The sequence below is a fragment of the Oryzihumus leptocrescens genome (genome assembly GCF_006716205.1).
GTDB classification, from domain to species: domain Bacteria; phylum Actinomycetota; class Actinomycetes; order Actinomycetales; family Dermatophilaceae; genus Oryzihumus; species Oryzihumus leptocrescens.
The window spans coordinates 2,408,357-2,434,928 of sequence record NZ_VFOQ01000001.1; the positions used below are offsets into that span (position 1 = coordinate 2,408,357).

The 26,572-nt window shown below is 72.7% G+C and carries 24 protein-coding genes and 1 riboswitch; of the genes, 11 read left to right on the plus strand and 13 right to left on the minus strand.

The features are described 5' to 3' along the window. The first annotated feature begins 17 nt into the window (after positions 1-17). Positions 18-497, plus strand: coding sequence for a SufE family protein (locus tag FB474_RS11315; RefSeq protein ID WP_246092143.1), 480 nt, complete (start codon positions 18-20; stop codon positions 495-497). Here FB474_RS11315 and FB474_RS11320 read toward each other — a convergent pair. Continuing rightward, positions 470-1,804 carry an MFS transporter gene (locus FB474_RS11320; RefSeq protein WP_141788735.1) on the minus strand — a complete coding sequence of 445 codons (1,335 nt, stop codon included), beginning with the start codon at positions 1,802-1,804 and terminating at the stop codon, positions 470-472. The genes FB474_RS11315 and FB474_RS11320 overlap by 28 nt on opposite strands. A gap of 56 nt (positions 1,805-1,860) precedes the next feature. Further along, entirely contained in the window at positions 1,861-3,111 is a 1,251-nt protein-coding gene (locus tag FB474_RS11325) for an SGNH/GDSL hydrolase family protein (RefSeq protein WP_221632516.1), read from the minus strand. A gap of 132 nt (positions 3,112-3,243) precedes the next feature. Here FB474_RS11325 and FB474_RS11330 point away from each other — a divergent pair, with 132 nt between their 5' ends. Together FB474_RS11330 and FB474_RS11335 are read left to right on the plus strand one after the other, a co-directional pair. Beyond that, entirely contained in the window at positions 3,244-4,965 is a 1,722-nt protein-coding gene (locus FB474_RS11330; protein ID WP_246092144.1) for a DNA polymerase, read from the plus strand. Positions 4,966-5,007: 42 nt separating this feature from the next. Continuing rightward, a complete protein-coding gene (locus FB474_RS11335) occupies positions 5,008-5,805 on the plus strand; it encodes a DUF1206 domain-containing protein (RefSeq protein WP_342778143.1) in 798 nt (265 codons plus the stop codon). Between the two features lie 71 nt (positions 5,806-5,876). Here FB474_RS11335 and FB474_RS11340 read toward each other — a convergent pair whose 3' ends face one another. Continuing rightward, on the minus strand, positions 5,877-6,794 hold the full coding sequence (locus FB474_RS11340; protein ID WP_141788738.1) for a proteasome assembly chaperone family protein: 918 nt from the start codon (positions 6,792-6,794) through the stop codon (positions 5,877-5,879). A gap of 232 nt (positions 6,795-7,026) precedes the next feature. Here FB474_RS11340 and FB474_RS11345 point away from each other — a divergent pair, with 232 nt between their 5' ends. The 3 genes from FB474_RS11345 to FB474_RS11355 all read left to right on the plus strand — a co-directional run bounded on the left by FB474_RS11345 (position 7,027) and on the right by FB474_RS11355 (position 10,494). After that, entirely contained in the window at positions 7,027-7,626 is a 600-nt protein-coding gene (locus FB474_RS11345) for a TetR/AcrR family transcriptional regulator (protein ID WP_141788739.1), read from the plus strand. 75 nt (positions 7,627-7,701) lie between these two features. Next, entirely contained in the window at positions 7,702-9,267 is a 1,566-nt protein-coding gene (locus tag FB474_RS11350; RefSeq protein WP_141788740.1) for an MFS transporter, read from the plus strand. 120 nt (positions 9,268-9,387) lie between these two features. Then, positions 9,388-10,494: a WD40/YVTN/BNR-like repeat-containing protein gene (locus FB474_RS11355; RefSeq protein WP_221632517.1), complete on the plus strand. Its 1,107-nt coding sequence runs from the start codon at positions 9,388-9,390 to the stop codon at positions 10,492-10,494. Positions 10,495-10,503: 9 nt separating this feature from the next. On the opposite strand, the gene FB474_RS11360 is transcribed toward FB474_RS11355, so the two are convergent. Continuing rightward, a complete protein-coding gene (locus FB474_RS11360) occupies positions 10,504-11,349 on the minus strand; it encodes a carbohydrate kinase family protein (RefSeq protein ID WP_141788741.1) in 846 nt (281 codons plus the stop codon). A 30-nt stretch (positions 11,350-11,379) separates the two neighbouring features. Between FB474_RS11360 and FB474_RS11365 the strand changes: the two genes are divergently transcribed. Beyond that, positions 11,380-12,276, plus strand: coding sequence for a pseudouridine-5'-phosphate glycosidase (locus FB474_RS11365; RefSeq protein ID WP_141788742.1), 897 nt, complete (start codon positions 11,380-11,382; stop codon positions 12,274-12,276). Between the two features lie 17 nt (positions 12,277-12,293). Here FB474_RS11365 and FB474_RS11370 read toward each other — a convergent pair whose 3' ends face one another. Then, entirely contained in the window at positions 12,294-13,058 is a 765-nt protein-coding gene (locus FB474_RS11370) for a LuxR C-terminal-related transcriptional regulator (RefSeq protein ID WP_141788743.1), read from the minus strand. A gap of 230 nt (positions 13,059-13,288) precedes the next feature. Here FB474_RS11370 and FB474_RS11375 point away from each other — a divergent pair, with 230 nt between their 5' ends. Next, complete coding sequence (locus tag FB474_RS11375) at positions 13,289-13,864, plus strand: M73 family metallopeptidase (RefSeq protein ID WP_141788744.1); 576 nt, start codon at positions 13,289-13,291, stop codon at positions 13,862-13,864. A gap of 67 nt (positions 13,865-13,931) precedes the next feature. After that, positions 13,932-14,537, plus strand: a complete 606-nt coding sequence (locus FB474_RS11380) for a signal peptidase I (RefSeq protein WP_141788745.1) — start codon at positions 13,932-13,934, stop codon at positions 14,535-14,537. A 4-nt stretch (positions 14,538-14,541) separates the two neighbouring features. On the opposite strand, the gene FB474_RS11385 is transcribed toward FB474_RS11380, so the two are convergent. The 3 genes from FB474_RS11385 to FB474_RS11395 form a co-directional block, all read right to left on the minus strand. After that, entirely contained in the window at positions 14,542-15,243 is a 702-nt protein-coding gene (locus FB474_RS11385) for a class I SAM-dependent methyltransferase (RefSeq protein ID WP_246092145.1), read from the minus strand. 32 nt (positions 15,244-15,275) lie between these two features. Beyond that, positions 15,276-18,992, minus strand: coding sequence for an ATP-dependent RNA helicase HrpA (hrpA, locus tag FB474_RS11390; RefSeq protein ID WP_246092514.1), 3,717 nt, complete (start codon positions 18,990-18,992; stop codon positions 15,276-15,278). A 267-nt stretch (positions 18,993-19,259) separates the two neighbouring features. Next, positions 19,260-19,844 (minus strand): antibiotic biosynthesis monooxygenase, encoded by a 585-nt coding sequence (locus FB474_RS11395; RefSeq protein WP_141788748.1) that lies wholly within the window; start codon positions 19,842-19,844, stop codon positions 19,260-19,262. A 163-nt stretch (positions 19,845-20,007) separates the two neighbouring features. Here FB474_RS11395 and FB474_RS11400 point away from each other — a divergent pair, with 163 nt between their 5' ends. Together FB474_RS11400 and FB474_RS11405 are read left to right on the plus strand one after the other, a co-directional pair. After that, the gene (locus tag FB474_RS11400) at positions 20,008-20,553 is read left to right on the plus strand and encodes an NAD(P)H-dependent oxidoreductase (RefSeq protein WP_141788749.1); all 546 of its coding nucleotides are present in this window, start codon (positions 20,008-20,010) and stop codon (positions 20,551-20,553) included. Between the two features lie 35 nt (positions 20,554-20,588). After that, positions 20,589-21,449 carry an SDR family oxidoreductase gene (locus FB474_RS11405; protein ID WP_221632518.1) on the plus strand — a complete coding sequence of 287 codons (861 nt, stop codon included), beginning with the start codon at positions 20,589-20,591 and terminating at the stop codon, positions 21,447-21,449. A 48-nt stretch (positions 21,450-21,497) separates the two neighbouring features. Here FB474_RS11405 and FB474_RS11410 read toward each other — a convergent pair whose 3' ends face one another. The 5 genes from FB474_RS11410 to FB474_RS11430 form a co-directional block, all read right to left on the minus strand. Beyond that, on the minus strand, positions 21,498-22,103 hold the full coding sequence (locus tag FB474_RS11410; protein WP_141788750.1) for a TetR/AcrR family transcriptional regulator: 606 nt from the start codon (positions 22,101-22,103) through the stop codon (positions 21,498-21,500). Between the two features lie 109 nt (positions 22,104-22,212). After that, positions 22,213-22,797 carry a TetR/AcrR family transcriptional regulator gene (locus tag FB474_RS11415; protein WP_141788751.1) on the minus strand — a complete coding sequence of 195 codons (585 nt, stop codon included), beginning with the start codon at positions 22,795-22,797 and terminating at the stop codon, positions 22,213-22,215. Then, on the minus strand, positions 22,797-23,807 hold the full coding sequence (locus FB474_RS11420) for an aldo/keto reductase (RefSeq protein WP_141788752.1): 1,011 nt from the start codon (positions 23,805-23,807) through the stop codon (positions 22,797-22,799). The genes FB474_RS11415 and FB474_RS11420 overlap by 1 nt, the downstream gene beginning before the upstream one ends. Before the next feature lie 95 nt (positions 23,808-23,902). Then, the gene (locus FB474_RS11425; RefSeq protein WP_141788753.1) at positions 23,903-25,228 is read right to left on the minus strand and encodes a bifunctional o-acetylhomoserine/o-acetylserine sulfhydrylase; all 1,326 of its coding nucleotides are present in this window, start codon (positions 25,226-25,228) and stop codon (positions 23,903-23,905) included. A 98-nt stretch (positions 25,229-25,326) separates the two neighbouring features. Then, positions 25,327-25,444, minus strand: a riboswitch (SAM riboswitch). Positions 25,445-25,515: 71 nt separating this feature from the next. Further along, the gene (locus FB474_RS11430; RefSeq protein WP_246092146.1) at positions 25,516-26,475 is read right to left on the minus strand and encodes a polysaccharide deacetylase family protein; all 960 of its coding nucleotides are present in this window, start codon (positions 26,473-26,475) and stop codon (positions 25,516-25,518) included. Positions 26,476-26,572 lie beyond the last annotated feature (97 nt).

Consider the following 26,572-nt stretch of genomic DNA (forward strand, 5'->3'; position numbering starts at 1 on the left):
TGACGCACACTGTGAGCGTGAGCACCGACACCGACACCGACCGCGCCGCCCTGCCCACGGCCCTGGCCGAGATCGCCGAGGACTTCTCCTCGGTCCCCGTCCGCGACCGGCTCGAGCTGCTGCTGGAGTTCAGCGACGGCCTGCCCGACCTGCCCGAGCGCTACGTCGGGCACCCGGAGAAGCTCGAGCAGGTCGACGAGTGCCAGTCGCCACTGTTCCTCGTCGTCGAGCTCGACGAGGCCGCGGACGGGTCAGTCGGGGACCGGCGGGTGCACCTGTTCTTCCAGGCACCCGCCGAGGCCCCGACCACGCGCGGCTTCGCCGGCATCCTGCACGAGGGCCTTGACGGCCTGACCGTCCCGGAGGTGCTCGCCGTCCCCGACGACGCGCCCTACCGCTTCGGCCTGGCCGAGGCCGTGTCCCCGCTGCGGCTGCGGGGCATGGTCGCCATGCTCAGCCGGATCAAGCGTCAGGTGCGGCTGAAGTCCGCCGCCTGACCCTCGCTCGCCTGCTGCTGGTCCTCGTGCCGCCGACGCGGCATGAGGGCCAGCGCGGCGAGGGAGACCACGCAGCAGCCCACGATGTACCAGCTGATCCCCGTGCTGGACTTCGTCGAGGACAGGATCGCCGCCGCGATGAGCGGCGCCGGGCCACCGGCCACGACCGAGGCGAGCTGGTAGCCGATCCCCGCACCGCTGTAGCGGACGTTGGTGCCGAAGCTCTCGGCGATGAGCGCCGCCTGCGGGCCGTACTGCATGTCGTGGACCACCAGTGAGACCACGATGGCCAGCAGCACCAGGCCCGCGGACCGGGTGTTGAGCAGGCCGAAGTAGGGGAAGGCGAACAGCGCCGTGCAGACGATGCCGGCGCCGTAGACGCGCTTGCGCCCCAGCCGGTCGGAGAGGTGCCCGAAGAACGGCACGCTGACCAGGCCGAGCCCAGCGGCGAGCAGGCTGTCGTTGAGCAGGTCACCCTTGTCCAGGGCGAGCTCCTTGGTGCCGTAGGTCAGCACGAAGGTGATGAACAGGTAGAACGGCGCCTGCTCCGACATCCGCACGAACGCCGAGGTGAGGATCGCGCGCGGGTGCCGCCTGATCGCCTCCCAGGCCGGCTGGCGCACGACGTCCTCGGTGCTCTGGACCTGGGCGAACTCGGGGCTCTCCAGCACCTGGAGCCGCACGTAGAGCCCGATGCCGACCAGCACGATGCTGACGAGGAACGGCACCCGCCAGCCCCAGGTCTCGAAGCCGTCCCCGGTCACCGAGGTCATCAGCTTGACCATGCCGGTGGACAGCAGCAGCCCGATCGGCACACCGAGCTGCGGCCAGCTGGCCATCAGGCCGCGTCGACCCCTGGCACCCCACTCCATGGACATCAGCACCGAGCCGCCCCACTCACCGCCCACGCCGATGCCCTGGACGATCCGCAGCAGGGTGAGGATGACCGGGGCGGCCAGGCCGATGCTGGCGTGGCTGGGCAGGACGCCGATGAGGAAGGTGGCGACCCCCATGAGCATCAGCGTCGTGACGAGGGTGGCCTTGCGTCCCACCCGGTCACCGAAGTGGCCGAAGACTGCCGCCCCGATCGGGCGGGCGGCGAAGCCGACGAACTGGGTGCTGAACGCCGCCAGCACCCCGGCGTAGGTCGAGCTGTCGGGGAAGAACACCGACGGGAACACCAGCGCCGCCGTCGTGCCGTAGAGGAAGAAGTCGTACCACTCCACGGTCGTGCCGACGGTGCTGGCGAGCACCGCCCGGCGCCGCTGACCGGCCACGAGCGCCCGGTCCTGGATCTGCTCAGACATGCCACACCCCTTTGTCGAGACGCGCTCCGGGACGCAGCCCTCCCCCGACGGGGCTGCTACTGCAGGCTCATCCGTGGCTCACCGGCCACCAGGCCCGTGCCGGCGATGGAGCAGGTGCCGCCGCGCGGCATACCGGCGTTGTAAGCCTGTCGCACGCAGCTGCGCACCGCCATCTGAGCCCAGTAGTTGGGGTGCAGGCTCTCCTGGATGTAGTAGTCGCTGCCGGCGGTGGAGACGGTGCGGATCTGGTTGACCCACTCGGTCTGGTCGACCGCACCGGCCTGGGTCCAGGAGGACAGGCCCTTCTCCTCGTACAGGCCCACGGTGTTCTCGCACAGCCGGCGGCCGTTGAGCGCCGAGGCCAGCTCGAGGGTGCGCACCCCGGTGACGCCGGAGGCGGCGACCGCGTTGCGCACGGTGGCGTTGATGGTGGCGAGGGCCGAGGTGTTGGCCCAGTCGGCGTCCTTGTTCCAGAAGCCGCAGCCGCCGGTGGACTGGCGGGTGTAGCCGGTCTGGGAGTAGCGGAAGCCCGAGGACGGCGGGATCGGCGAGGGGTAGGTCTGCACGAGCATGGTCCAGGAGCCGTCGGCGTAGCCGGCGTTGCGCATCCCGGTGCGCACGTTCTGCAGCGCGGCGACGATCCGCGACTGGACCGCGCTGACGTTGGCGGAGGTGAAGTTCGAGGTCACCGAGGAGTCGTCGTTGCAGTAGTCCGGCGCCCAGGACGGGGAGGCCAGGAAGTCCTGCACGCACTGCTGGACGATCGAGCCGAAGTTGAAGTCGTTGCCGCCGATGCCGACGACCACCATCTTGACGTTGTGGCCGGTGGCGAAGGTCTGCAGCATCCTGGCCTGGCCCTGCTGGCCGGCCCCGTTGTCGGCGAAGTCCAGGCCGGGCTTGAAGTAGCCGTCGCTGTCGGTGAACGTCGTCGTGCGCGCGCCGGAGCAGGCCAGGTCCATGCCGTTGACCCCACCGCCGATGTAGGCCTCGTCGGCCTTGCTGCGGTGGCACCGCGGGATCTGCTCGGCGGTGTTGCTGGCGTTGTCGAAGTAGGCGGTGGAGCCCAGCGCGTCGGCCGGCGCCTCGCTGTTGTCGGAGCTGCCCGCCCACCGGCCGGCCTCGCCGGAGATGTAGCTGTCGCCGACCGTGACGACCCACGGGGTGCCCGACCCGGGACCGTCCGCGGCCGCCGGCGCGGCCAGGGCCAGGCCGCCGAGGGTGCTGGCGCCGAGGGTCAGGGCGAGGAGGGCCTCACCGAGGCGGTGGCGGCGGAAGAAGCCGGGGCGGGACTCGTAGTGCGAGGTCATGCAGGACGCTCCAAGCGACGCAGCGAGGTGCCCTCTCGTGAAGGCCCGGCGCAGCGTGGCACTTTGTCCCGATTTGCGGCTAGACCTCTTGACCAAGATTTGACTGTCGTTGGCCTGATGTTGGATGGAAGGGTGAGCTCTGTTCCCACCCCCGGCCGCCCTGTGGACGCCCCGGGACACGTCGCCGTCGTGTTCGGCCCCGACGTGGCGGCCCTGTCCGGCGACGGGGTCGAGCTGTGCGGCAGCCCCGGGCAGGTGCGCGACCGGGTGGCCGGGCTCGAGGCCGAGCGCCACCCGCGGTGGACCTGGTGGGCGGCCGGCGGCGACGGGCGCGCCCTGGTGGCACACGGCATCCGGCCGCAGCGGTGCTGGGACGTCGCCGAGGCCCACCGCGTCCTGGCGGGGGGCTGGGCGGCCGGGGCGGACCGGGCCTGGGCGGTCGCCGCGGGGCTGGACGTCGAGGCCCTCCCCCGCCCGGCCGGCGGCGACCTGTTCGACCTCGTCACCGCCGACGACGCCGGAGACCCCGACTCGGCGGTCCGTCCCGACGGATACCTGCGACCGGAGGCCCTCGAACCCGGCTGGCTCACCTGCCCGGAACGCGCGCTGTCGCTGGCACGTGCGGCGCTGCAGACCTCCTCCCGGCAGCGGGAGCTGCTGGCGCAGGGCGGTCCCCGCGCGGTGGGCTCGGCCACCTCCGAGTCCGCCGCGGCGCTGTTGTGCGTCGAGCTCGAGCTCGACGGGCTGCCGCTGGACCGGGCCCGCGCCGAGGAGCTCATCACCGCGGCCGCGGGCGAGCGCCCCCGCTCCGAGGAGCACGCCCGGCAGCTGCGGCGCGAGCGCGACGCCGCGGTCCTGGCCCACGCCCCCGGCCGGGAGTCCACCGACCTGCGCAACCCCGTGCAGGTGCGCGAGCTGCTCGCCTCGGTGGGCGTGGTGGTGCCCGACACGCGCGCCTGGCGGCTGGAGCCCTACCGGGGCGTGCACCCCCTGGTCGACGCGCTGCTGGCCTGGCGCAAGGCCGAGCGGATCGCGACGACCTACGGCTGGACGTGGCTGGACACCCACGTCGGCCCCGACGACCGGCTGCGCGGCGGGTGGACCGCCTGCGACGGCGCGGCCGGCCGCATGACCGCGCAGAACGGCCTGCACAACCTGCCCACCCCGCTGCGCCCGGCCGTCGCGGCCCACCCCGGGCACGTGCTGGTCCGGGCCGACCTGGGGCAGATCGAGCCGCGCGTGCTGGCCGCGGTCTCCGGGGACCGGGCGTTCGCCGAGGCCACCCGGGCCGCCGACCTCTACGCCCCGGTCGCCCAGGCGCTCGGGGTCGAGCGCGCCGTGGCCAAGGTCGCGGTCCTGGCTGCGATGTACGGCCAGACCAGCGGCGCCGCCGGCGAGGCGCTCAAGGACCTCCAGCGCGCCTATCCCGTGGCCATGGCCTACCTCGAGCGCGCGTATGCCGAGGGGCTGGCCGGGCGCGCGGTGCGCACCTTTGGGGGCCGGCGGGTGCCGATGTGGCAGCTGCCGCCGGACCTGCCCGCCTCGGCGGTCGGCGCCGCCACCGCGGCGCGCGGGCGCTTCGCCCGCAACGCGGTCATCCAGGGGGCTGCGGCCGAGCTGTTCAAGGCGTGGGTCGCGACGCTGCGCCTGGCTGTGCGCGACCTCGGCGCCGAGGTGGTGCTCTGCCTGCACGACGAGGTGCTCCTGCACGTGCCGCAGGAGGAGGCCGGCCAGGTCGCCCATCTGGTGGACGAGGTGCTCACCGCAAGCGCACGACGGTGGACCGGCTCGTCGGCCGTACAGTTCGTGGCGGACACCAGCGTCATCGCGCGGTGGTCCGACGCCAAGGCCTGACCGGCCGGCGTCCCGCACAGCAGGAGGAGAGACCCCGTGGAGATGAGGGACGTCAAGCAGGCAGCCCGGGAGGCCGGCGACCACCCGGCGGTGGAGGGGCTGGCCCGGGTCGGCTACGCGGTCAGCGGTGTCATGCACCTGCTCATCGCGTGGATCGGCCTGCAGCTGGCGTGGGCCGGCACCACGCAGTCGGCCGACCAGTCCGGTGCGCTGCAGTCGCTGGCCGGCAACGGCATCGGCAAGCTGACCCTGTGGGTGGCCGTCGTCGGCTTCCTCGGGCTGGCCCTGTGGCAGGTCACCGAGGCCGTGGGCGGCTACCACGGCACCGGCGCCCGCAAGTGGGGCGAGCGGCTCAAGGCGCTGGCCAAGGCCGTCGTCTACGCCGCACTCGCGTGGACCAGCTTCGCCTTCGCCCGCGGCCAGGTGGGCAAGAGCGGCAAGCAGCAGACCGTCGACTTCACCGCCTCGCTCATGAGCCGCAGCGGCGGGCGCACCCTGGTCATGCTGGTCGGCCTGGTCGTCATCGGCGTCGGCGTCTACCACGTGGTCAAGGGCGCGAAGAAGAAGTTCCTCCGGGACCTGGTCGAGCACCCGGGGACCGTCGCGGTCCGCGCCGGACAGATCGGCTACGTCGCCAAGGGCATCGCCCTGGTCATCGTGGGTCTGCTGTTCGTCGTCGCCGGCGCCCAGAAGAGCCCCGGCAAGGCGACCGGCCTCGACGGCGCCCTGCACGTCCTGCGCGCGCAGCCGATGGGCCCCGCCCTGCTGACCGTCGTCTCGCTGGGCTTCGCGGCCTACGCCGTCTACAGCTTCGCGCGGGCGCGCTACGCGCGGGTCTGAGCCACCCGGCATACCCACAGGTCAGCCCCGGGCGTGATCACGCCCGGGGCTGACCTGTCTGCTGACCGGCCTCAGTCCTCGTCGTCCTCGGCCTGGGTGCGCAGGAACTGCTCGAACTCCGCGCCGATCTCGTCGGCGGTGGGCAGCTCGCTGACGTCGGTCGCGAGCAGGCTCGGGCGCTGGCGGCCCTGGATGAAGCTGTCGTACTGGCGCTCGAGCGCCTCGACGACCTGGGCCACCTCCTCCGAGCCGGCGATCTCCTGGGCGATCTCGGCCCGGTTGAGGCCGGCCGCCGCCGCGAGGCCCTCGGTCGGGATGGCCAGGCCGGTCGCGGCGATGACGGCGTTGAGCCCGGTGAGCGCGGCGTCGGCGTACTCGGACTGGGCGAGGTAGTGCGGCACGTGCACGGCGTAGCCGAGCGCGTCGTGGCCGGCCTCCCCCAGCCGCAGCTGCAGCAGCGCGGTGATGCTCGCCGGCACCTGGACGGTGCCGAAGACGGGGTCGTGGGCACCGATGAGCCGCGGGTCCGTGGCGTGCGGGGTCATGCCGATCGGGCGGGTGTGCGGGACGGCCATGGGTATGCCGTGCACGCTCACCGTGAGCGTCACCCCGAGGTGGACGACGAGCTGGCGCACGGCCTCGATGACCCGCTCCCACTGGTAGTCGGGCTCGGGGCCGGCGAGGACCAGGAACGGCACGCCGTCGGCGTCGACGACCCGGTGCAGGACCAGCGAGGGGTCGGCATAGCCGGACCAGCGGTCGCGGTCGAAGGTCATGGCCGGGCGCCGGCCGCGGTAGTCGAGCAGCTGGTCGACGTCGAAGGACGCCACGACGGTGTGGTCGAGGGACTCGAGGACGTGCTCGGTGAGCAGGCGCTGGGTCTGCCCGGCGTCGACGAAGCCGCCGAGTGAGACGAGCAGCACGGACGCACGCAGGTCGCGCGGGTCGGTGTCGGTCTCGAACCGGTAGAGCTCGGACGGGTTCTGCACGGACGCGCCTTTCGTCGGACGGTGTGGCTCCGGGGTCGGAGGCGTTGCACTCCAAGCATCTCAACACTTCGCGACGTGGCGGGATTCCGTCTGGGAAAAGCGGTTGTGGCAGGTCGGGGCGGGACGTAACCTGCCGGATGAAACGAAACTGTTTCGTTTCATCCGACCGCCGGACGGGCGGCGCAGACCAGCGCCGGAGCCCCCGGCACGACCCCCGGAGGACGCACCACCCATGACTGCACCGACCACCCGACCGCGTGTCGAGGGCGAGCGTGAGGCGGAGATCTTCGACGCCACCGCCCGCCTGCTGGTCGAGCACGGCTACGACCGGCTCACCCTCGACGCGATCGCGACGGCGGTCAAGGCCAGCAAGGCCACGCTGTACCGGCGCTGGTCCGGCAAGGCCGACCTGGTCATCGACAGCCTGGAGCACCTCAAGGGCCCCGAGCACCGCGAGCCGGTGGACACCGGCAGCCTGCGCGGGGACCTGCTGGCCGTGGCCTGCAGCGAGGGAGGACTGACCGACGAGATGCCGGTGGGCATCATCGGCGCGCTGATCCCGGCACTGCACCGCGACCCCGACCTGACGCGCGCCTTCCAGGAGCGCTTCATCGGGCCCAAGCTCGCCCTCGCCGCCGCGGCCTTCGACCGGGCCCGCCAGCGGGGCGAGGTCGGGGCCGACGCCGACCTCGCGTTCCTGGCCCGGATCCTGCCGTCGATGGCCACGCACGAGATGTTCGTCTTCGGCACCTGCGTCACCCGCGAGCACGTCACCCGCATCGTCGACGAGGTGGTGCTGCCCGCCTGCCGGGCCACCCTCGCCGACCACTGACCTCCCGGCCGCGGTCTGTCAGACCCCGGCGGGATGCTGAACCACTTCCACCTTCACGAAGGGACCGGACACGAGATGTCCAGCAACACGACCGCGGAGGCGGTCACCCCAGGCCAGGCCGACGCCGGCGACCACGGTCACCGGCACCTCGGCCTCGCGCTGACGATCATCAGCGCCGCGCAGCTCATGGTCGTGCTCGACGGCACGATCGTGAACATCGCGCTCCCCCACATCCAGACCGACCTCGGCTTCACCGCGAGCAACCTGTCCTGGGTCGTCAACGCCTACACCCTGGCCTTCGGTGGGCTGCTGCTGCTCGGTGGTCGCCTCGGCGACCTGCTCGGGCGCCGCCGGATGTTCGTCATCGGTGTGCTGATCTTCGCCGCGGCCTCGCTGTTCGGTGGCCTCGCCCAGAACGAGGCGATGCTGCTGGCCTCGCGCGCCCTGCAGGGCCTCGGCGCCGCCATCGCCTCGCCCACGGCGCTGGCGCTGATCACCACCACCTTCCCGGCGGGTCCGCCGCGCAACCGGGCGTTCGCGGTCTACGCGGCGATGTCGGGGGCCGGTGCCGCCGTCGGGCTCATCCTCGGTGGCGTGCTCACCGAGTCCTCCTGGCGCTGGACGTTCTTCGTCAACGTGCCGATCGGCATCGTGGTTGCCGTGCTCGCCCCGCGGTTCCTCGGTGAGTCAGCGCGTCAGCACGGAGCCTTCGACATCCCCGGCGCGCTCACCGGCACCCTCGGCCTGGGCTCGCTGGTCTACGGCCTGACCCACGCCGCTCCCCCGAACCACTGGGGCGACGCCCTGACCGTCGGGCCGATCGTCGTCGGCCTCGTCCTGCTGGCCGCGTTCGTGGTCATCGAGCGGCGCGCGGAGCACCCGCTCCTGCCGTTCCGCATCCTCGCCGACCGCACCCGTGGCGTGAGCTTCACGGTCATGCTCGTCGTCGGCGCCGCGATGTTCTCGATGTTCTACTTCCTCGGCCTGTTCATCCAGCAGGTGCTCGGTTACTCCCCGGTCAAGACCGGCTTCGCGTTCCTGCCGTTCAGCTTCGGCGTGGTCATCGCCGCGCAGATCGCCTCGCGCCTGATCAACCGGGTCGACCCGCGCTGGATCGCCGGCGCCGGCACGCTGCTGGCCGCAGGCGGCATGTGGGGCTTCTCCCACCTGACCGTCACCAGCGAGTACGTCACCGGGCTGCTGCCGTTCATCCTCATGCTGTCGTTCGGCATGGGCCTGACCTTCGTGCCACTGACGCTGACCGCCGTGGCCGGCGTGGCCAAGAAGGACTCGGGCGTGGGCTCGGCCGTGCTCAACACCATGCAGCAGGTCGGTGGCACGCTGGGGCTCGCGACGCTGGCGACGGTCGCGGCCTCCAACGGCACGCAGCGGGCGCTCCAGCTCGCCGCGGCCATGAAGGCCAAGGGTGGCACCGGCCAGCAGCCGTCCCCGGAGGCCATGGCCCGGGCCAGGCACCAGATCGCGCTGGCAGCCCAGACCTACGGCTCGACCCGGGCCTTCGTCGTCGCGGCCTGCATGATCCTCGGCGGTGCCGTCATCACGGTGATCGGCCTCAACATCAAGCACCAGCGGCTCGCGGCCGACGGCGCCGACGCCCCGGTTGCAGTCCACGCGGCCTGACCCATCACCGGCCGGCCGTGCCGGCCGGGCACACCGTCGACGGGGCGGGCTCCCTCCCGGGGGCCCGCCCCGTCGACGTCTCGGATGTCCGACCTGCCCGATCCGCCCTAGATTCGCGCCATGACGCTTCTGGCGGGGACGGGGTCCCTGATGACGGCAGCCCTGATGATCGGGGGAAGCATGCTCGGCACGAACGCCGCCGCGCCCGGAGACGACCCGGGTGGCGCGCCGCGGTACGGCGGCGAGCACACGGCATACCGGTGGGTGGACTCCCCCACCGGCAGCGACGCCAGGCTGCGCGGGCTGTCCGCGGTCTCGCGCGAGGTCGCCTGGGCGAGCGGCACGGGTGGCACGGTGCTGCGGACCACCGACGGCGGCCGCTCGTGGGAGTCGGTCGGCCCGGCGGGCACCGAGGCGCTGCAGTTCCGCGACATCGAGGCGACGTCGGCCCAGCACGCCGTGGCCCTGTCGATCGGCGAGGGCGAGGACAGCCGGGTCTTCGTGACCGACGACGGCGGGCGCTCGTGGGCGGAGTCGTTCCGCAACACCGACGCGCGCGCGTTCTACGACTGCATGGCGTTCTTCGACCACCGCAACGGCCTGGCCGTGAGCGACCCGGTGGACGGGCAGTTCCGGCTGGTCCGGACCCGGGACGGCGGCCACTCGTGGTCCCCGGTCGACCCGGCGGGCATGCCCTCGGCCGAGCCCGGCGAGTTCGGGTTCGCCGCGAGCGGCACCTGCCTGACGACCGGGCCGGGCCACCAGGCGTGGCTCGCGACGGGCGGGGTCAACCCGGCGCGGGTGTTCAGCAGCCACGACGGCGGCACCACCTGGTCGGTGACCGGCACGCCCGTCGCCGGCGCGGAGGCCGGCGGGATCTTCTCGGTGCGGTTCCGCGACGCGCGCCGCGGCGTGGTGGTGGGTGGCGATTTCACCGACCCGACCGGGGCGAGCGACAACGCCGCCTGGACCGCGGACGGCGGGCGCAGCTGGCATCCCGTGGCCGGCCGCTCCCCCGGTGGCTACCGCTCCGGCTCCGCGTGGGTGCACGGGACCCACGAGACCGCCCTGGCGGTCGGCCCGACCGGCTCCGACGTCTCGCTCGACGGCGGGCGCTCCTGGACGGCGTTCGACACCGGCAGCCTCGACAGCGTCGAGTGCGCGGCCGACGGTGCGTGCTGGGGCTCGGGCGAGCACGGCCGGGTGGCGCGCCTGTCCCGCGGCTGACGATCGCGGTCAGCGGGCCGGCGGCTGCGCCCCCTGGTGGGCGATGCACTCAGCCGCCGCCCGCATCGCCGCGTCGGGGCCGTCCACGAGGTAGCCCGCGGCCAGGGCGTCACCGGCCCCGGTGACGTCGACGACCGGTCCCGGCACGGGCACGTGCTCGTGGTGGATGCCGCCGTCGAAGAACCCCGACCCACGGTCACCGCGCTTGACCACGGCCTCGCAGTCGACGTCGGCCAGCGAGGCGGGCTCCACGCCGAGGACCTGCCACTCGGCCTCGTTGCCGAACACCACCTCGGGGCGCAGGTCCTGCACCAGCGTCCAGAACCGTTGCACGCCAAAGCTCGTGACCATCCCCGCGGAGGCCAGGTCGACCCCCACCCGCAGGCCCCGGACGTGGGCCTCGTGCGCCGCGGCGACGAGGACGTCGGGGTCCGGCGCACGCAGCAGCAGGTAGCCCGACAGGTGCAGCCAGTCCGCGCCGGCCAGCCAGGCCGGGTCCGCCAGCGACGCGTCGATCCACGACAGGTCCCCGGGGTCGGAGGCCAGGGTGCGGTGGCCCTGGGTGGTCAGCGACACCACCGCACCGGCGTCGGCGTCCCGGGGGCGGCCGTGCAGGGTGATCCCCCGCTGGCGCAGCTGCTCGTCGAGCATCGTGCCGACCGCTCCGGTGGTCCGGGGGCCGAACAGCCGGGCCCCACCGCCGAGATGGCGCACCCAGGCGGCGACGTTGGCGGCCTGCCCACCGGCCGACAGCGAGATCCGGGCCGGGGTGTCGTCGTCCTCGCGCAGCGGGTGGTCGGTGGCCACGATGATGTCCAGCATCACATCGCCGGCGACACAGACGACAACGGGCATGAGGGCCTCCCGGGTGCTTAGGGTGCTGCCGTGATCATTGCCGACGAGGTCCGCTCCGCGCTCGAGGACGGCCGGGGTGTCGTCGCCCTGGAGTCCACGATCATCAGCCACGGCCTGCCCACGGAGTCCAGCGCGCGCGTCGCCCGCCAGATCGAGCACGCGGTTCGCGGGTCGGGTGCGGTTCCGGCCACCATCGCGGTGGTCGACGGGCAGGTCCGCATCGGCCTGGACGACGCCGGGCTCGAGCGGATCGCCACCGACCCGGTCGTGGTCAAGTCGAGCATCCGCGACCTGGGCAACGTCTGCGCCGCCGGGCTGACCGGCGCGACCACGGTGGCGTCCACGGCATACCTGGCCCACCGGGCGGGCATCCGGGTGTTCGCCACCGGCGGCCTGGGCGGGGTGCACCGCGGCGCCGCCCACAGCTTCGACGAGTCGGCCGACCTGCCGGCGCTGGCCTCGGTGCCCATCGCGCTGGTCTGCGCCGGGGTGAAGTCGATCCTCGACGTCGGGGCGACGCTGGAGCGGCTGGAGACGCTGTCGGTGGAGCTCGTCGGGTACGGCACCTCACGCTTCCCCGGCTTCTACATCCAGGACAGCGGGTATGCCGTTCCCTGGGTCGCGCGGTCCGCGGACGAGGTCGCGGCGGTGCTGCGCGCCCGGGACGGGTTGGGGCTGCCCCAGGCCCTGGTCGTGGCCAACCCGATCGCGGACGGCAAGGAGATGCCGCGCGACCTGCATGACGCGACGCTGGCGTCCGGCCTGGAAGCCCTTGCGGCACAAGGGATAACCGGCAAGGACGTCACGCCGTTCCTGCTCGCGTGGTTCCACGAGCACACGCACGGCGTCAGCCTTCAGGCCAACATCGACCTGGTGCTCGGCAACGCGCAGGTCGCCGGTGAGGTGGCCTGTGCGCTGACTCGCTGACGGGCGGAGTCGTCCCGTCACGTGAGGCCGAGCGGGGAGGCTCCCCCGTTCGGGAGGCCTCCGGTCGGGATGACGCCGACCAGCCAGGCGAGGGCGACCGCTTCCAGCTGCGAGCGGGCGCCCAGCTTGGTGAGCACGCCGCGGATGTGGGTGCGGACGGTGGCCTCGGCCACCACCCAGCTGGCGGCGATCTGCTGAGCCGAGCGGCCATGGCCCATCGCGACGAGCACCTCGGTCTCGCGCTCTGTCAGCTGCCGGAAGGGAGCAAGCTCCTCGTCCCTACGCCGCCGGGTTCGGACCAGCTCGCACAGCAACGACGTGCGGACCGCGGGGTCGAGTGGCCCGGGAGCCTCCAGTGCACGCCGGGTTGTCCCGAGCACCTGCTCGAAGCCGGTGCCCTTCACCAGGTGTCCGATCGCGCCGCGCTCCAGGGCAGCGGCAATCCGCATGGGGTCGGCAGAGCCGGTCAGGACCAGGACGGTGCGTCCCGCTGCCACGAGCGGCTCGACCAGCTGGCCGCCGTCGCCGCCGGGCCCGAGGTCCAGGTCGAGGAGCACCAGCCGTGCCGGCAGGGCAGTGATCCGCGGCAGCAGGTCCCCGGGCCCGGTGACCGGCACCGCCGCGGTCGGGATGCCCTCGGCCTCCAGAGCGGCACACAGGGTCTCCGCCAGGATCACGCTGTCCTCGACCACGGCAACCAGCGGAGGGGCTGAGGCGCCGGTCCCCGTCATGGCCTCGCCCTGCTCTGCCGACTCCTGCGCAGCCTGCACGACATTCCCCATGCGTCCCCTCCGACGGCCCCGGTGTCATTTGTCCCCGACGCAACGAGGTGCCTTCCCCCGTCCGCCGGACGGGAGCCTGACATGACGGGGTGAGGCACAACTCATGCAAATGGTGGATCTCCACAAATCTGATGACGACCCAGCCCATCCCCTCCCCGCACTCTCATGACTGCCGTCCTCGGCACCAGCGGCGAACGCCAGCTGGTCAATCACGAGAAGGAGAAAGACACATGACCACTCGCAAGCTCGCCATGGCAGGGGCCCTGGGGCTGGCCTCGCTCGGACTCATCGGGGCCGGCGCCGGCGCCACGTTCACCGACGCGGTCAACGTCCAGCAGAAGATCACCGCCGGCACGATCGACATGCAGCTCACCTCCCCGAACAGCACCGTGAGCTTCAGCTCGGACCGCAAGACGGCGACGTTCGCCGACCTCGGCCCGACCGCGTCAACGTTCACCAGCGGCGCCGTGGCGACGACCATCACCAACCACGGCACCGTCACCGCCAACGCCATCCAGCTGTCGGCCAGCCACGTGCTCGGCACCGACGCCCACAGCGCGGCTCTCGCCTCGGAGCTGTGCGTCAAGATCGTCTCCAGCAACCAGGTGGCCTACGACGGCACGCTTTCCGGGCTGGAGAGCCACCCGCTGCAGCTGCGGGGCCCGGTGCCTCCGGGGGGCACCGACTCGTTCACCACGGAGTTCTATGCCGGGGGCGCCCACGCTGCACCGGGGTGCACCAGCCTGGACAACGCTGCCGAGGGTGGCGTCGTCACGCCCACGGTGACCGTCAGCTACCAGGGCTGAGCGCTCGCGTGGTGGGCCGGCCGGAGCCGGCCCACCACGCGCCCCAACACCATCGAAGGGACACATCATGAGCTCCTCACCCCACACGCCGGGCCGCCGCTGGCGCCGGTGGTCGGCCAACGCGGCACTCCTCGTGCTCGCCCTGGCCTTCGTGACCGCGGCCGCTGGGGTGCTCACGGGCCGGTACCAGGTCCGCCCGGTCCTGTCCTCGAGCATGGCCCCCAAGCTGCCCGTCGGCAGCGTCGTCGTGACCCAGCGGGTGCCGATGTCGCGGGTCCGCACCGGCGACGTGATCGTCTTCCACCGGCCGGGGGCGCCGGACCAGCTGGTCGTCCATCGCATCACGACCCTCAGCCGCGCAGGCGGGACGGTCGTCGTGCGCACCAAGGGGGACGCCAACCCCGCCGCAGACCCGTGGACCGCCTCGCTGCGCGGAGGCACGGCATACCGGGCTGTCGCCGACGTGCCCTGGGTGGGCTACGCGGCAGTGTGGGCCCACTCCCCCGGCACGCGGCGCGGCACCCTGCTCGCCGGCGGCCTGCTCGCGCTCGCCGCCGCCGTCACGGCAGCCTGGCCCGGTCGGTCGCGCCGGCGGCTGCGCAGCCCCGCCACACCGTCGGCAGATCCGACTGACCTGACCACGCCCAGCGGGGCAGTCGCGCCCGCGAGCTGACCCCTCAGGCGGGGCGGTGGGCCATGACATAGCCCTGAGGCTGCTTCTCGTGCGGGGCCGGCTCGCACACCATCCGCGCGTCGATGACCAGGCCCGCCTGGTCGAGCAGATCGGTCACGAGCTCCATCGGGGTCCAGTAGACCTGCAGAGACAGGTTGTGGCCGTAGGCGTGCTGCAGGTGGACCTGGCGGTCCCCCACCTTGAACGCGGTGATCAGTGGGGCGCCGGGCGCCAGCACGCGATGGACCTCGGCAAACACCTCGGGCAGCTGCGCCGGGGGCGTGTGGACGGTGGAGTACCACAACAGGGCGCCACCGAGGTAGCCGTCGGGCAGGTCGAGGTCGAGGATCGACCCCACCTCGAAGCGCAGGTCGGGGTGACGGCGCCGTGCCTCGGCGACCATGCCGGGTGACAGGTCGACCCCGAAGGCGTCGACCCCGAGCGAGGCCAGGTGGCCGGTCACGCGGCCGGGGCCGCAGCCCAGGTCGCCCACCGGCCCGAGACCGGCGGTCGTGGCCGTCTCTGCGAAGGCCGCGAGCAGCCCCCGGTCTACGGGGCGCGCGTCCAGCTCGTCCTCGAGCAGCGCGGCGTAGGAGCCGGCGACCGTGTCGTAGGACGTCTGCGTCGCGGCGAGGTCCTCCGTGGACGGCAGCGGGCCGCGGACGGGGACGGACACGGAGGCGCGGGGTGCGGTGGCGGGGGGCACGGCGGCGACCCTAGCGGCGCCGCCGGGCGGCGTCATGCGGACTCGACGGCGTCCATCGCCTTGTAGATGCGCTTCTCCGAGACCGGGTATGCCGTGCCGAGCGTCTGCGCGAACAGGCTCACCCGCAGCTCCTCGACCATCCAGCGCAGGTCGCGCACGTCGTCCGCGGCGCGACGGGTGGGCGGTAGCGAGGCCAGCAGGTCGGCATACTCCGCCTGGACGCGCTCGACGACGGCGAGGCGCTCGGCGTCGCGGGCCAGCTCACCCGGTGCCTTGTCGATGCGCACGAGCATGGCGCGCAGGTAGCGCTCGACGTGACGAAGCCGCGAGTAGCCGGTCTCGGCAACGAACCCGGGGTGGATGAGCGACTGGAGCTGGGCCGTCAGGTCAGCCCTGAGTGCCCCGACGAGCGGGCTGGTCAGCCCGGACAGGGCCACCTCGACGGCGCGGGCACGCAACAGCACCGGCTCGACGAACGCGACCACGTCGAGGACGCGCGGAACGACGTTCTGGCGGACCACCGCCAGCGTCTCATCGAACTCGGCCGGGGTGCGCACCGTGCCCCCGGGCCGCTCGGCCACCAGGGAGTCCACCGCGCAGGCCAGGCAGTCCTCCAGGAGGACCGGCACACTGCCATGAGGGTTGTTGCCGAGGGTGAGCTTCTGGGCGTTGGTCAGGGTGGCCAGCACCCGCTTCCACGGCGCCGTGGTGTTGAGCAGCAGCAGCCGGCGCACGCCCAGGCGGCTGGCCGCGTCGCGCTCGGCCGCGGTCGGCAGCACCTCGACCGAGACGCTGTCGCCGTGGTCGACGACCGCCGGGAAGCCCTGGATGACCCGCTCCCCCGACTTGCGCTCGAACGTCGCCGGAAGGTCCCCGAAGTCCCACTGCCGCAGGCCTTTTCGCTCCACCGACGACGCGGCGCGAGCCATCGTCTGGCGCACCTGCGGCGCGAGTCGGGCCTTGAGCGCCTCGAGGTCCTTGCCCTCACCCAGCACCTTCCGCCGGCGGTCCTCGACCCGGAAGGTGATGCGGAGGTGGTCGGGCACCCGCGACCAGTCCCAGTCCATCGGGTCGATGCCGGTGCCGGTGCGCGCCTTGAGCGCCCGGGCCAGCTCGTCGGTGATCGGCCCGGCAGCCGGGTCGGCGTCGGCGAGGGCCGCCGCAGCGTGGTCGGGCGTGGGCACGAAGCTGCGCCGGATGGCCTTGGGCAGCGACTTGAGCAGCGCGGTCGCCAGGTCGTGGCGCAGCCCGGGCACCTGCCAGTCGAAGCCGTCCGGCTCGACCTGGTTGAGCACGTCGACCGGCACGTGCACCGTGACGCCGTCGGCCGCCGTCCCGGGCTCGAACTGGTAGCTCACCGGCAGCTCGATCGCGCCCTGCCGCCACACCTGCGGGTAGTCGTCGGCGCTGACGGCCCCGGCCTCGTCGGTGACCAGCAGGTCCTCGGTGAAGGTCAGCAGGTCCGGCTGCTCGCGCCGGGTCTGCTTCCACCACGAGTCGAAGTGCCGCCCGGACACGACCTCGGCCGGGATCCGCTTGTCGTAGAAGGCAACCAGCGTCTCGTCGTCGACGATGAGGTCGCGCCGGCGGGCCCGCGCCTCGAGCTCGCCGAGCCGCTCGATGAGCGCCCGGTTGTCGTGGAAGAAACGGTGCTCGGTGTCCCAGTCCCCCTCGACGAGGGCGTGCTGGATGAACAGCTCGCGGGACTCCTCGGGGTTGACCCGCCCGTAGCCGACCTTGCGACCGGCGACCAGGGGCACGCCATACAGGGTGACCTTCTCCAGCGCGACGGCACTGGCGCGCTTGCGCTCCCAGTGCGGCTCGGAGTACTGCCGCTTCACCAGGTGCTGGGCCTGCTTCTCCACCCACGCCGGGTCGATGCGGGCGTTGACCCGGGCCCACAGCCGCGTGGTCTCGACCAATTCGGCGGCCATGACCCACTGCGGCTGCTTCTTGAACAGCGAGGAGCCGGGCGAGATGCCGAAGCGGGCACCGCGGGCGCCGAGGTACTCCCGCTTCTCGACGTCACGCAGACCGATGTGCGAGAGGAGCCCGGCGAGCAGCGACTGGTGGACCTGGTCCGGCGTGGCCGGCGTCTGGTTCGGTTGCAGGTCGAGGGACTTGCACGCCTGCTTGAGCTGGCTGTGCAGGTCCTGCCACTCGCGCACGCGCAGGTAGTGGAGGTACTCCGCCTTGCACATCCGGCGGAAAGCACTGCCGCTCAACGCCTTCTGCTGCTCACGCAGGTAGTCCCACAGGTTGGTCAGCGCCATGAAGTCGGAGTGCTCGTCGGCGAAGCGCCGGTGCAACTCGTCGGCCTGTTGCTGCTTGTCGGCCGGCCGCTCGCGCGGGTCCTGGATCGACAGCGCGGCCACGATGACGAGCACCTCGCGCAGCGCGCCGTTGCGGTCGGCCTCGAGCACCATGCGCGCCAGGCGCGGGTCGAGCGGCAGATGCGCGATCGACCGGCCGTATGCCGTGAGCCGCTTGCGCGGGTCGGTCACCTCCGGGCGGATCGCCTCGAGCTCCTCGAGCAGCCGCACCCCGTCGCTGATCTGGCGGGAGTCGGGCGGGTCGACGAACGGGAAGCGGGCGATGTCGCCCAGCCCCAGGGAGGTCATCTGGAGGATGACCGAGGCCAGGTTGGTGCGCAGGATCTCCGGGTCGGTGAACGCCGGCCGGTTCTCGAAGTCCTCCTCCGAGTAGAGCCGGATGGCGATGCCGTCGGCGACCCGGCCGCACCGCCCGGACCGCTGGCGGGCGCTGGCCTGGGAGATCGGCTCGATCGGCAGCCGCTGCACCTTGGTGCGCTGGCTGTAGCGGGAGATGCGGGCGGTGCCGGCGTCGATGACGTAGCGGATGCCGGGCACGGTCAGCGAGGTCTCGGCGACGTTGGTGGCGAGCACGACCCGTCGCCCGGTGTGCGAGCCGAAGACGCGGTGCTGCTCGGCCGCGGAGAGCCGGGCGTAGAGCGGCAGGATCTCGGTGTGCGGCAACGACATCCCGGTGAGGGCGTCGGCGGTGTCGCGGATCTCCCGCTCGCCGGAGAGGAACACGAGGATGTCCCCGGTGCCCTCGGTCCACAGCTCCTCGACGGCCTGGCAGATGCCGGTGACCTGGTCGCGGTCCTCCTCGCGGGTCTCGCCGGCGAGCGGCCGGTAGCGGACCTCGACGGGGTAGGTGCGCCCGGACACCTCGATGATCGGCGCCGGCACGCCGTCGTGGGCGAAGTGCCGGGCGAACCGCTCGGGGTCGATGGTCGCCGAGGTGACGATGACCTTGAGGTCGGGCCGGCGCGGCAGCAGCTGCTTGAGGTAGCCGAGGATGAAGTCGATGTTGAGCGACCGCTCGTGCGCCTCGTCGATGATGATCGTGTCGTACTTGCGCAGGTCGCGGTCGCGCTGCATCTCCGACAGCAGGATGCCGTCGGTCATGACCTTGACCAGGGTGTCGTCGCTGGAGCGGTCGGTGAAGCGCACCTGGTAGCCGACGGCGGTGCCGAGCTCGGTGCCCAGCTCCTCGGCGATGCGCTCGGCGACCGAGCGCGCGGCGATCCGGCGCGGCTGGGTGTGCCCGATGAGCCCTTCGACGCCGCGGCCGAGCTCGAGGCAGATCTTGGGCAGCTGGGTGGTCTTGCCCGACCCGGTCTCGCCGGCGACGATCACCACCTGGTTGTCACGGATGGCGGCGGCGATGTCGTCCTTCCGCGCCGCGACCGGCAGGTCCTCGGGGTAGGTGACCGTCGGCATGGCGGCCCGGCGGCGCGCCATACGGGCCTCACGGGCGGCCTGCCGCGCGGCGTCGCGCTCGGCGCGCTGCTCAGAGGTGAGCCGGTCCGGCCGGCGCGGGCCCGGGGAGCGCTGACCCGACGAGCGCGACCGGCCGCGGGCACGCCGCGGCTGGGGGGAGGGCTCGGCGGACATGGGTCTCAGGATAGGTGGCGGCCGCCGGTGGCCTCGACCGAGTTCCGGCCTCCGCGGAGGGTTGTCGGGGTCAGGACCCTGACAACCCTCCGCTCAGCGGTGCAGCCAGCCCTCGAGCCGCCGCGTCAGGGCCGGCAGGACGAGGTAGGTCATGATCGGTGTGAGCACCACGGTCATGCACAGGACCCGGAGGACCACCGGCCAGTGCACGATGAGCGCGCCCAGCGTGAGCGTGGCGAGCAGGTTGACGGGGAAGAACGCCATCCAGATGAGCAGTGCCTGCTTCCACCGGGGCGGGGCATTCGGCCCGGCCGGGGCCTCGACCTTCGTGGACTCCGGCGGGTCGAACCAGCCCTCGATGCCGGTGCGGCGCTCGGCGCGTGTGTGCTCGACGAGGCCCTCGCCCGAGCGGAGCCACCACTGTCGCTCGGCGGAGGTCTCCCAGGCGTGCAGGCTCTCGTGGTCGGCGAACCGGTAGAGCATGTGCCACTCGTCGGAGGCGTCCCCCGGGCGGACCCATCCCGCGCCGAGGAAGCCGGGGAAGAGCTCGGCCATCGCCGTGCCCGCCCGGACCCAGGCGATCATCTGGGTGGTGTCCCCGGCGGCGACGCGGCGGGTGATGGCGACGGTGACGGGCCCGTCGGCGGTGGGCGGGGCGAGCTCGGTGGGTGCAGTCATGGCGTGCTCCATTGTCCGGGACCGCGCGGGCTGCTCCGGCACGTCGGCGCAGTGGTGACGGTCACGGCGGAGCGGCCACACGGAATACCGAACCAGGCGGTGCGGTTATGCTTGCCCGACAGACAGATCTGTCTACTCCAGCCCCCGACCGGAAGTGCTGCCGATGACCGCCCACCGCACCCTCGTCCTGCTCGCCCACCCCGACCTGGAGGGCTCGCGCGTCAACGCCCGGCTCGCCGACGCGGTGCGCGACCTCGAGGGCGTCACCGTCCACGACCTCGCCGCGGCCTACCCCGACGGGCGCATCGACGTGGCCCGGGAGCAGCAGCTGCTGCTGGAGCACGACACGGTCGTGTGGCAGTTCCCGTGGCACTGGTACTCCGTGCCGGGCATCCTCAAGTCGTGGATGGACCAGGTGCTGACCTGGGGCTTCGCCTACGGGACCGACGGCACCAAGCTGCGCGGCAAGACGCTGCAGGTCGTCACCTCGACCGGCGGGCCGGAGGAGGCCTACGCCGACGGTGGCTACAACCGCTTCACCATGGAGCAGCTGATGCGCCCGCTGGACGCCACCGCCCACCTGTGCGGCATGCCGATGGCCGAGCCGATGGTCCTGCACGGCGTCCGCACGATGTCGGACGCTGAGCTGGACCGGCAGGCCCTGCAGTATCGCGCGCTCCTCACCATCGATCGGGCCCGGGCGGCCTGACCACCGGTTCCCGCCAACGTGGAGGAGTCCGTGAGATGAGCACCTCGATGACAGGCCGGACCGTCCTGGTGACCGGCGGCACCCACGGCATCGGCCTGGCCACGGCGCAGGCGCTGGTCTCGTCGGGGGCGGCCGTCACGCTCGTCGGGCGCAACGCGGACAAGACGGGCCGGGTCGTGGAGGCGCTGCGACGTGACAGCGGCAACGACCGGGTCGAGGGCATGGTCGCCGACCTGTCCTCGCAGGCGGAGGTCCGGCGCCTGGCAACGGACTTCGCCGCTGCACACGACAGGCTCGACGTGCTCGTCAACAACGTGGGCGGCTTCTGGGCGACCCGCCACGTGACCGCCGACGGGCTGGAGCGCACGTTCGCGCTCAACCACCTGGCGCCGTTCCTGCTGACGCACCTGCTGCGGCCGCTGCTCGAGGCGAGCGCACCGTCCCGTGTGGTCACCGTGAGCTCGGGCGCCCAGGCGATGGGCCGGATCGACTTCGCGGACCTGCAGGGCGAGCGCAGCTACGGCGGTCAGCGCGCCTACAGCCAGTCCAAGCTCGCCAACGTGCTGTTCACCTACGAGCTGGCCCGCCGGCTCGAGGGCACCGGGGTCACGGCGAACGCGCTCCACCCCGGTGTCGTGCGCACCGGGTTCGGCCAGGAGGACAGCTCGGCCCTGTTCCGCGTGATGCTGCCGGTGGTCCGGCCGTTCATGCTGAGCCCGGAGCGTGGGGCGGAGACCTCCGTGTACCTCGCGTCCTCACCGGAGGTGGAGGGCGTGAGCGGGAAGTACTTCGTGCGGAAGAAGGCGCGGCGCTCCAGCCCGGCGTCGTACGACGCCCAGGCCGCCCGGCGGCTCTGGGAGGTCAGTGCCGAGCTGACCGGGGTCGACGCCGGCTGACCGCCAGCAGTCCCACGGCGAGGGGTTGACCACACGGAGGGGCAGTGGTCAGCCCCTCGCTGTGCTCCCGCTCGCCCGGCGCAGGCCGGCGAGGACGAGGTCCACCGCCGCGGGCGCCCATCCCGGCGTCACCCGGCCTGCGAGATGGTCGGCGTAGTAGGGGCCGAGCAGCGCGGAGACCGCCGCATCGAGGTCGGCCCCGACCCGCAGCTCACCCGCAACCACCGCCCGGTCGAGCACCTCGCGGAGCAGCGCCCGTCGGGGCAGGACCGTGCGCTCGCGCAGCAGCTGCAACAGCTCCGGGGCGCGCGCCTCCTCGGCCAGGCACGTCCCGATGAGGGCCATCCCGTCGACCTGCTCGACCGTGGTCGCGAAGTCGTCCAGGATCGCCACGAGGTCGGCGCGGGTGTCCCCGCTGCCGGCGTCGGCGTGGACCATCCGCATCGCCTCCAGCGCCGCGGTGACCAGGTCGGCCTTGGTCTGCCAGCGCAGGTGGATGGTCGACTTGCTCACGCCGGCGGCGTCGGCCACCAGCTGCAGGGTCATGCGGGCGTAGCCCTCGGTCGACAGCAGGCGCAGGGCCTCCCGCAGGATCGCCTCATCCTTCTCCGGCGACCGGGGGCGCCCGGCGGCGCGGGCGGGGGTCTCGGGCATGCGTTCACGATAGGGCCGGCCCTCACCCTCGCGCCGTGGACACGGTGAAGACTTCACCACACCGGGGTGTGGTGAAGTCTTCACCGGGACGGCGTCGGGGAACCGCGGCTCAGCGCGGTCGCAGCCCGTCGAGCACCACCGTGCAGACCCGGTCGAGGGCCTGCTCGACGCCGGGGCCGCCCCACTCCCCCGCGTGGGCCGGGTGACAGAACCAGATCACGGCGTGGAAGACCGCCTGCCCGGCCTGCTCGGCGGTGAGGTCGCTGGCGAGCTCGCCACGCGACATACCGTCGGCGATGATCCGGCTCAGCTGGTCGGCGAGGGTGGCCTCGTGGGCCCGCACGACGTCGCGGGACCCACTGGCGATCTCGTGGTAGGTCGCGAACAGCTGCGGGTCCTCCAGGGCCATCCGCCGCTTGGCGGCACTCAGCTGCTGGACCCACGTGCGGATCCGTTGCGGCGCAGGCGCTGTGGAGGCGACGACCTTCTCGAGCGGGTCGGACAGGCGCGCCAGCCAGTGCTCGGACACGGCGTCGCGCAGCGCGGCCTTGCTCGGGAAGTGGCGGTAGACGCTGCCGTGGCTGACGCCGAGCTCGCGAGCGACGTCGACCACGGTGGCCTTGGCCGGGCCGTAACGGCGGAGAACGTCCTCCGCCGCCACGAGCACCTGCTCGGCCGTCAGGGCCTCGGCCATCAGGCGTCCACGGTCCGGCGCTCGCTGTCCAGGAAGGCCATCTGCTGGGCGTCGTAGCGGGTGCCCGCCACCGCCTCGGCCGGCACGGCGGCCTCGATCGCGGCGAGGTCGTCGGCGGTCAGGTCGAGGTCGAGGGCGCCGAGTGCCTCGGCCAGGCGGTCGGGACGACGGGCGCCGACCAGCGGCACGATGTCCTCACCACGGGAGAGGACCCAGGCGATGGCGGCCTGGGCGACGGTCGCGCCCTTGGCCTCGGCGACCGCGCGCAGGGCCTCGACGAGGCGCAGGTTCTGCTGGAGGTTCTCGCCCTGGAAGCGCGGGCTGTGGGCCCGGAAGTCGCCGGCGCCCATCTCCCGCTCGGGGCTCCAGTGGCCGCTGAGCAGCCCGCGGGAGAGCACGCCGTAGGCCGTGATGCCGATGCCCAGCTCGCGGGTGGTCGGCAGGATCTCGGCCTCGATGCCGCGCGAGACCAGGGAGTACTCGATCTGCAGGTCGGAGATCGGGTGCACGGCAGCCGCCCGCCGGATCGTGTCGGCGCCGACCTCGGACAGGCCGACGTGGCGGACCCAACCGGCCTCGATGCACTCGGCGATGGCGCCGACGGTCTCCTCGATCGGGACCTTCGGGTCGAGGCGGGCCAGCCGGTAGGTGTCGATGTGGTCGGTGCCCAGGCGCTGGAGGGTGTAGGCCAGCGCGCTCTTGACCGCGGCGGGGCGGCCGTCCACCCCGAGCCAGCTGCGGTCCGGGCCACGCAGGGCGCCGAACTTGACGCTGAGGGCCACCTGGTCGCGGTCGCGACCCTTGAGCGCACGGCCGATGAGCATCTCGTTGTGCCCGGAGGCGTAGAAGTCGCCGGTGTCGATCAGGCTCACGCCGGCGTCGAGCGCGGCGTGGATGGTGGCGATCCCTTCGGCCTCGTCAGCGGGGCCGTAGAGGTCGGACATGCCCATCGCGCCGAGGCCGAGGGCCGAGACGACGGGGCCGGTGGAGCCGAGGGTGCGGGTGCGCATGGTGGAGCCTTCCGTTGCTGGGGATGGCTCCACCATGCGCTGACAACTGACAGATGTCAACTTTTGTCAGTCGTCTGCCCGCACTGAGTCGACGGTCAGGCACCCTTGGCGGCGGTGAACCCCTGCTCGAGGTCGGCGAGGATGTCGTCGATGTGCTCGATGCCCACCGCGAGGCGCACCAGCCCGGGCGTCACTCCGGCGGCGAGCCGGTCGCTGTCCGGGCCCTGGGAGTGGGTCGTCGACGCCGGGTGGATCGCCAGCGAGCGGACGTCGCCGATGTTGGCGACGTGGCTGTGCAGGGTCAGCCCCTCGACGAACCGCTTCCCCGCCTCGAGGCCGCCCTGGATCTCGAACGCCAGCACGGCGCCGGCGCCCTTGGGGCTGTACTTCTGCGCCTTGGCGTAGCTCTCGTGCTCGGGCAGCGAGGCCCACACCACGCGTTCGACCTCGTCTCGGCCCTGGAGGAACGCCGCGACAGCGCGAGTGTTCTCCAGGTGCCGGTCCAGGCGCAGGCTGAGCGTCTCGACGCCCTGGGCGATGAGGAAGGCGTTGAACGGCGAGATCGCCGACCCCAGGTCGCGCAGCAGCTGCACCCGCGCCTTGAGGATGAACGCCAGGTTGGCCCCGAGCGGGCTGCCGACGCCGAGGTCCCGGGCGAAGACGAGCCCGTGGTAGCTCTCCTCCGGGGTGTTGTAGTTGGGGAACTTCTCCGGGTCGCGGCCGTAGTCGAACGTGCCGCCGTCGACGATGACGCCCGCGATCGCCGTCCCGTGGCCGCCGAGGTACTTCGTGGCCGAGTGCACGACCACGTCGGCGCCCCACTCCAGCGGGCGGATCAGGTAGGGCGTGGCGATCGTGTTGTCCACCACCAGCGGCACCCCGGCCTCGTGGGCGACGCGCGCGACCGCCTCGATGTCGAGCACCTCGGACTTGGGGTTCGAGATGGTCTCGGCGAAGAACAGCTTGGTGTTGGGTCGGACCGCGGCCTTCCACGACTCGATGTCGTTGGGGTCGGCCACGAAGCTCACCTCGAGCCCGAACTTGGGCAGCGTGTGCTTGAGCAGGTTGAAGGTGCCGCCGTAGAGCGAGGGGCTGGCGACGACGTGGTCGCCGGCCTCGGCGATGTTGAGGATCGCCAGCGTCTCGGCGGCCTGGCCCGAGGCGACCAGAAGCGCGCCGACGCCACCCTCCAGCGAGGCGATCCGCTGCTCCACCGCGTCCTGGGTGGGGTTCATGATCCGCGTGTAGATGTTGCCGAACTCCTTGAGCGCGAACAGGTTCGCCGCGTGGTCCGTGTCGCGGAACACGTAGGAGGTGGTCTGGTAGATGGGCAGCGCCCGCGCGCCGGTCGCCTCGTCGGGGACCTGGCCGGCGTGGACCTGTCGCGTCTCGAAGGACCAGTTCGGGGTGGTGTCAGTCATCGGGTTCCCTTGCCTCTCAGCACTTCTCACGTATGACGAGTGGTCGCGAAAGGTGCGGGGCGCACCTCACGCGAGGTGCGGGGATACCAACAAGGGTGTCTCCGCGCTTGCGTTGCGCCGTCCTGTGGCGCACCGCCTGGTCCTCACCCGGGGCACCCCACCGCGGTGGAGGGTTGCCGGTCAGCGAGCCGGGGCTTGGCGCTGACACTCATGACCTGTGACCGACACTAGGCCGCGCTCCCGGCGGCTGGAACGCCCGTCTCTCATCGCGGACGCCCGCGGGCGGCTCAGACCCCGAGCGCCGAGAGCGTCACGAACGAGTAGCCGGCGGCCCGCAGCGCGCTGACCACCCGGGGCAGGGCGTCGGCGTCCAGGATGGTGTGGTCATCGGGGTTGGAGCCGACGTGCATGAGCACGATCTCGCCGGGGGTGCGCGCGGCCAGGACCCGGGCCACGACGGTGTCGGCGCTCTGCCCGCCGGAAGTCCCCTTCCAGCCGAGGGTGTCGACGGTCCAGCCGACGGCGACGTAGCCCATGCTGTTGACCAGGGAGAGCGTGTGCGGGGTGTACTCCCCGAACGGGAAGCGGAACAACGGCCTGGGGCTGCGCCCGGTCACCGCCGTGATCGCCGCGGCGCCGTCGCTCACCTCGGTGCGCACCGCGGCGTCGGACAGGGTGCTCAGGTGCGGGTGGTTGTCGGTGTGGTTGCCGATCCGCCCGTAGGCCGCCATCTGGCGGGCCAGCGTGGGGAAGGCGCGGACGAAGTCGCCGGTCAGGTAGAAGCTGGCGGGCACGTGCTGGGCCCGCAGCGTGGCCAGGATCGCGGGGACGCCGTCGCCGTTGGCGCCGGCGTCGAAGGTCAGCGCGACAACCCTCGACGTCGTGGGGACGCGCGAGACCACGGTGCCGAGCAGGTGCGCCGGCAGTCCGGGGTTCGCCGGTCGGGGTGAGGTGGTGGTGGGCCGCGGGGTGGTGCGCGTCGGTGCCGGGGTCGTCGGTCGCGGGGTGCTGGTCGGCCGGGTCGTGGCGCTGGGGCTGGGTGCCGACGTCCGGGTGGGTGTCGGTGCGGGTCGGGCCGTGGTGCTCGCCGCCGGCCCGGAGGTCGTCGGGCGGCCGGATGCGGTCGGCAGACCGGCGGTGGATGGCGACCGCGCTGCACCGGTCCCCGGGGAGCCGCCGCAGGCTGCGGCCATCGCGAGCACGGACACGGTGAGGACCAGCGCCGCGACCTGCCGTGGGCTGCGCACCGCCGACCACCTCTTCCCTGCCGTCCGTGGCTCCACGGTGCGCCGGCAGGCACCAGCCCGTGAGAGGCGGACGTCCCCACGCGAAGGGTCTGAGGAC